Here is a 5,423-nt window from a genome sequence, read left to right on the forward strand (position 1 = left end):
CTTCCGGTCGGGGTGCCGGCATGATCCGCGTCGCGCTCGTCGACGACCAGGCGCTGTTTCGCGCGGGCATCCGGATGCTCGTCGACTCGCAGCCCGACCTCGAGGTCGTGGCCGAGGCATCCGATGGCCGCGAAGCCCTCGACGCGGTACGGGCGAGCCGTCCCGACGTCGTGCTGATGGACATCCGGATGCCTGTCATGGACGGCCTCACCGCCACGGCCGAGCTGCTCGCCGACCCCGAGCCGCCGCACATCGTGATGCTGACGACCTTCGACCTCGACGAGGCCGCGGCGCGCGCGATCCGGCAGGGCGCGAGCGGGTTCCTGCTGAAGGACGCCGACCCCGAGTTCCTCCTCGCCGCGATCCGCACCGTGCATGCGGGGTCGGCCGTGATCGCGGCATCCGCCACCCGTGACCTCTTCGCCCACTTCGCGGATGCCGCTCCCCGGCGCGTTCCCGACAGCTACGGCGATCTCACCGACCGCGAGCGCGAGATCTTCGCCCTCGCCGCCCGCGGGCTCTCCAACGCCGAAATCGCCGCGCGGGAGTACCTCAGCGAGGCCACCGTGAAGACCCACATCAGCCGGATCCTCACCAAGCTCGGCCTGCGCGACCGGGTGCAGCTGGTCGTCTTCGCGTTCGAGCACGGGCTCGCGTAGGACCGGGCGACCCGCTCAGCGCCCCTCGAGTGCGGCGCGGTGCCGGGCGTACCGGCGCTTGCCGATGAGCCGCCACGCCAGCCGGCCGGGAGCGGGCATGTGCTTGTGCAGCCACTCGTCGCCGCCGTCGGGCTGCGAGGCGAGGATCTCGCCGAGCTGCTGCCAGGTCTGGCCCTTCGGCACGGACTTGCGACCGTGCTCGGCGAACCACTCGACCTCCGCCGGGGTGAGCGTGCGCTCCATGACCGGCACGATGTTCGTCTCCTCGTCGGGCAGGTGCACGGCGAGGGCGGCGTTGATGCCGTCGAGGGCGGCGAGCACCCCCGCGGCATCCGACTCCTCGGCGGAGTGCCGCCACGGGGGAAGGGCGCCGTCGAGTGCGATGAGCTGCGCCAGCATCTCGGCGTGCTGCGCCTTCATGCGCGCGACGTGCGCGGCGCACGCGGGAGCGCGCTCGTCGAGCGCCGGCCACAGCCTCTCGTCCTCCGCGCCGTGGTGCGAGTGGAGCCCGATCGACAGGGTCTCGAGCTGCGTCGCCACCGCCTCCGCGTGCGCGACGTCGCCGTCCGACACCCCGCGCACGAGGTCGGGTCCCTCCCCGAAGCCGCGGCGGAACATCCGGTGGATCTCCGCCATGCCGCTGGCGTCGCACGTCTTCGGGCCATCGGGCATGTCGCCGGTCGGGGGCAGGGGCGTGGCGGGCATGCGGCCTCCTCGTCGTCGGGGTCCTGCCGCGACCATAGCCCCGCGCGGCATCCGCCCGGAAGAGATCATCCTTCCGATGTACGCGGATGCCTCGCCCGGCCGACGCGCGCAGCAGTGACCGATTCGTAGCGTCGAAGGCATGGAGATCTCAACGACCGACCTGGGCCTGGCTGCCCGGGTCCAGCAGCTCACGAAGACCTACGGCGCGGGTGAGAGCACGGTGCGCGCCCTCGACGGTGTCACGGTCGGCATCCGTCGCGGCGAGTTCACGGCGATCATGGGCCCGTCCGGCTCGGGCAAGTCCACGCTCATGCACATCATGGCGGGGCTCGACGCGCCGTCCTCGGGGCGCGCGTGGATCGGCGACACCGACATCACGGGCCTCTCCGACCTCGAGCTCACGATCCTGCGCCGACGCCGCGTCGGGTTCGTCTTCCAGGCCTTCAACCTCGTCCCGACGCTCGATGCGATCGGCAACATCCTGCTGCCGTTCGATCTCGACGGCCGGCGTCCCACCGCCCTCGAGCGGGCGCGCATCGACGGGCTCGTGGAGACGCTCGGGCTCACGTCGCGCCTGGCGCACCGCCCGCACGAGCTGTCGGGCGGTCAGCAGCAGCGCGTCGCGATCGCCCGCGCGCTCGCGACGGCCCCCGACCTCGTCTTCGCCGACGAGCCCACCGGCAACCTCGACTCCCGCAGCGGCCGCGAGGTCCTGGGCCTGCTCGCGGCGGCCACGCGCGACCACGGCCAGTCGATCGCCATGGTGACCCACGACCCCGTGGCCGCGAGCCACGCCGACCGGGTCCTGTTCCTGGGCGACGGCCGCATCGTGGCGGACAAGCCCCGCCAGAGCGCCGAGGAGATCTCGGCCTACATGCTCGCCGCCGAGCTCGGTGCGGGCGAGCCGGCGGTGGCGTCGTGACCGCCGTCGCGGCTCCCGTCCGCGCAGAGCGGATGCCGCGTCCCGCCGGCACGCGCATGTCGTGGCTGCGCGAGCGCGGCATGGGGGCGAGCATCCTGGTGGCCACGATCTCCAGCGCGTTCGGCGCCGTGCTGCTCAGCGCGACCGGCTACATCGCCGCGATCCTGCGCGCCGATCCCTACATCGGGCAGAGCGAGGTGCTCGCCGTCGTGCTCATGATCCTCACGGTCATCCTCACCGGGGTCGCCGTGTACGTCGCCGCGATCGTGACGGCGAACACCTTCTCGACCGTCGTCGCCGGACGCACGCGCCGCATCGCCCTGATGCGACTGATCGGCGCGTCGGCACGGTCGCAGCGGTCCGAGGTCGCCCGCCAGGGACTCGTGGTCGGGGTGATCGGCGCTTCCCTCGGCCTGGTGCTCGGCACGGTCGTCTCCGTCGCGGGGATCGCGCTGGCCGAGGCGCTCCTCGGCATCGGCGACGTCGGCTACCGGGTCGTGCAGGGGATTCTGGTGATCCCGGCAGCTATCGTGGCCCTCACGACCTGGGCGGCGGCGTGGGCCGGCTCTCGCCGCGTCCTCAGGGTGACGCCCCTCCAGGCGCTGGGCGGATCGGTCGAGGCCTCGCACGAGTCCTTCACCGGTCGCCGGGCCCGCAACGCCGGCGCGATCGGGATGTTCGCCGCGGGTGCGGCTCTGCTCGCGGGCGGCATCGCGCTGGGGCTCATCACGCCCCTGGGCGTGGTCGTGGCGTTCTTCGGCGGTCTGCTGTCGTTCACCGGGCTGGTGCTGGGCTCGACGATCGTCATGCCGCCGGTGCTGCGCCTCGTCGGGCGTCTGTTCGGACGCTCGGCCACCGCCCGCCTCGCCGCCGAGAACGCGCTGCGGTATCCCGAGCGGTCCAGCCGCATGGCGATCGGCGTCGTGATCGGCGTCACGCTCGTGACGATGTTCGCGGTCGCGCTCGAGACGGTGAAGTCGGTCGTGACAGCATCCGCCGGCGGTCAGGTCGACACGGAGTTCAACACTGTCATCGACACGTTCGCGGGCATCATGATGGGGCTCGTCGCGGTCTCGGCGGTGATCGCCGCCGTCGGCCTCGTGAACCTCCTGACGCTCGGCGTGGTCCAGCGGCGCCGCGAGCTGGGCCTGCTGCGGTCGCTCGGCGTCTCGACGGGTCAGGTGCGGCGGATGGTCATGCTCGAGGCGGCCCACATCACGATCGCCGCGGTCGTGACCGGCCTCGTGCTGGGCACGGTATACGGCTGGGCGGGCGCGCAGTCGCTCCTCGGATCGGTGCCGGTGCCTCCGCTGTGGCAGTCGCCGACGTTCGTCGCGCCCGCCGTGCCGTGGGTCCCGGTCGCGCTCATCGTCGTCGCCACCGCGGTGCTCACGCTGGTCGCCGCCGTCGTCCCGACCCGCCTGGCCACCCGCGTGGCTCCCGTGGAGGCGCTGGCCGAGTAGCGGCATCCGCTCTCCCCTCGCCCCTGGCTCGGGCAACCGGCTCGGGTGCGGGGTCGGGGTCAGATCGCGGGGTCGTCGACCGGGAGGTCGTGGGCCCAGGTCGGGGCGAGGGCCTTGATGCGGGCGCCGCGCCACTGCCACGCGCTCCACAGCACGGGCCACAGGATCGGCGCGGTCGGGCCGCCGATGACCAGCCGGTCGCGCCACAGGGTGCGGCCGGGCTCGCCCGGCGCCGGTGAGATCGCCATCTGGTGGTCCCAGACGTCGAGGCTCGACAGGGGGCCGGTGAGGGGGATGCCGCTGTCGCGGAAGATCCGCACCTTTCCGGCGGGTTCGTCGACCTCGCGTTCGCTCACGTGGATGAGCTGCCGCCCCGCCGGGACCTTGCCGAGCGCGGCGAGCTGCACCGGCACGTCGTCCCCGGGAGACCACGACGTCGGCAGGCCGTTCGGCACCATCGGCTCGAGGTCCAGCAGCGGCCCATAGAGCTCGGCCACGGCCCGGGGGGAGTGAACGGCCCGCCACGCGGCATCCGGATCGCAGTCGATGACCAGCTTCAGCAGGATGCGCATGCTCCAGTCTCCCACCGCCGCCCGCGCCGGGGCCCGGGCTCGTCGGCTCATCCGTGCGTTCCCGGGCGACCTGGCGGCCCTATCTCGCCCAGTTGTGCCGACGCGCGCGCCGCCCCGCCGTCACCGCCGCCCGCGCCGCGCCCTACGCTGGACGGATGCCCGGGCACCCCTTCGACCAGTCCTCGTACCAGGTGCGCTTCGAGTGGGGCGCCGACGGACTCGCGCGCCTCGCGCCGGCCGACGTCACCGTGGTGGTGGACGTGCTGCGCTTCTCGTCGACGGTGATCCAGGCGGTCGAGCGCGGTGAGACGGTGGCGCTGGATGCCGCGGCCCGCGCACACTCGCTGAACGGCGCCGTCGTCGCCCAGGCTGCGCGTGGCCTCGTGCTGCTCGGCGGGCTGCGCAACAGGGCCGCCGTCGCGCGGGCGATCCTGGCCGAGCAGGAGCGCCGCGGCGCGCGGACCAGCATCGCCGTGATCGCGTGCGGCGAGCGCACGTCCGCCGCCGATGGCGCGTCTCTCCGATTCGCGGTGGAGGACCTCCTCGGCGCCGGCGCAGTGATCGACGCGCTCGCCGACCTCGGAATCGACCACTCCTCACCCGAGGCCGCCGTCGCCGGAGAGGGCTTCCGCTCCCTGCGCGGCGCGTCGAAGCACCTGCTGACCGCGAGCGGCTCGGGCCGCGAACTCGAACGGGCCGGGAGGCGCGACGAGGTGCTGGCCGCCGCGGCGGTGGACGCGGCATCCGTCGTCCCCGTCCTGCGGGACGGCGTCTTCGCGGCGCTTTAGGCGTCGCCCGGAGCGCGCCGAATCGCGGAGATGTGCAGGATCACGGATTCCTCTCGCGCGTCCGATCCGTCATCGTGCACATCGACGCATTTCTGCACGCGACATGCGCGGCATCCGCGGCGGTATCCGCGAAAACCCTCCGCGCCCGCGCTCCGCTCAGCGCGGGGTCATCGCTGCGAGCCGGGTCGCCGACGTGATCTCACGGCGGGTCCAGGTGAAGGCGAAGCGCTCGTCGAACCGCGGCGCGCACTTCGCGCACGACGTGGGACGGGTCGCGCGGCGATGCCGGTAGGCCACGTGGCCCGACGGGCACA

At 73.3% G+C, this 5,423-nt stretch carries 6 protein-coding genes and 1 pseudogene; 4 read left to right on the top strand and 3 right to left on the bottom strand.

Translation table 11 applies throughout. From position 1 onward, the window contains the following. The first annotated feature begins 20 nt into the window (after nt 1-20). Entirely contained in the window at nt 21-659 is a 639-nt protein-coding gene (locus tag ACE3O1_RS14615; RefSeq protein WP_374316289.1) for a response regulator, read from the top strand. A gap of 15 nt (nt 660-674) precedes the next feature. On the opposite strand, the gene ACE3O1_RS14620 is transcribed toward ACE3O1_RS14615, so the two are convergent. Continuing rightward, nucleotides 675-1,364 (bottom strand): hemerythrin domain-containing protein, encoded by a 690-nt coding sequence (locus tag ACE3O1_RS14620; protein WP_374316279.1) that lies wholly within the window; start codon nt 1,362-1,364, stop codon nt 675-677. A 139-nt stretch (nt 1,365-1,503) separates the two neighbouring features. Here ACE3O1_RS14620 and ACE3O1_RS14625 point away from each other — a divergent pair, with 139 nt between their 5' ends. Both ACE3O1_RS14625 and ACE3O1_RS14630 read left to right on the top strand, forming a co-directional pair. Next, nucleotides 1,504-2,286, top strand: a complete 783-nt coding sequence (locus ACE3O1_RS14625; protein ID WP_374316281.1) for an ABC transporter ATP-binding protein — start codon at nt 1,504-1,506, stop codon at nt 2,284-2,286. Next, the gene (locus ACE3O1_RS14630; RefSeq protein WP_374316283.1) at nt 2,283-3,749 is read left to right on the top strand and encodes an FtsX-like permease family protein; all 1,467 of its coding nucleotides are present in this window, start codon (nt 2,283-2,285) and stop codon (nt 3,747-3,749) included. Before ACE3O1_RS14625 ends, ACE3O1_RS14630 begins: the two co-directional genes overlap by 4 nt. Before the next feature lie 59 nt (nt 3,750-3,808). Here ACE3O1_RS14630 and ACE3O1_RS14635 read toward each other — a convergent pair whose 3' ends face one another. Further along, nucleotides 3,809-4,321, bottom strand: coding sequence for a hypothetical protein (locus tag ACE3O1_RS14635; protein WP_374316285.1), 513 nt, complete (start codon nt 4,319-4,321; stop codon nt 3,809-3,811). A 155-nt stretch (nt 4,322-4,476) separates the two neighbouring features. Between ACE3O1_RS14635 and ACE3O1_RS14640 the strand changes: the two genes are divergently transcribed. Next, nucleotides 4,477-5,109, top strand: coding sequence for a 2-phosphosulfolactate phosphatase (locus ACE3O1_RS14640; RefSeq protein ID WP_374316287.1), 633 nt, complete (start codon nt 4,477-4,479; stop codon nt 5,107-5,109). Between the two features lie 156 nt (nt 5,110-5,265). Here the strand turns inward: ACE3O1_RS14640 and ACE3O1_RS14645 are convergent. Further along, nucleotides 5,266-5,423 (bottom strand): annotated as a pseudogene (locus ACE3O1_RS14645) (M48 family peptidase); the annotation flags it as partial.

This window comes from Microbacterium sp., assembly GCF_041909575.1.
Taxonomy (GTDB): Bacteria; Actinomycetota; Actinomycetes; order Actinomycetales; family Microbacteriaceae; genus Microbacterium.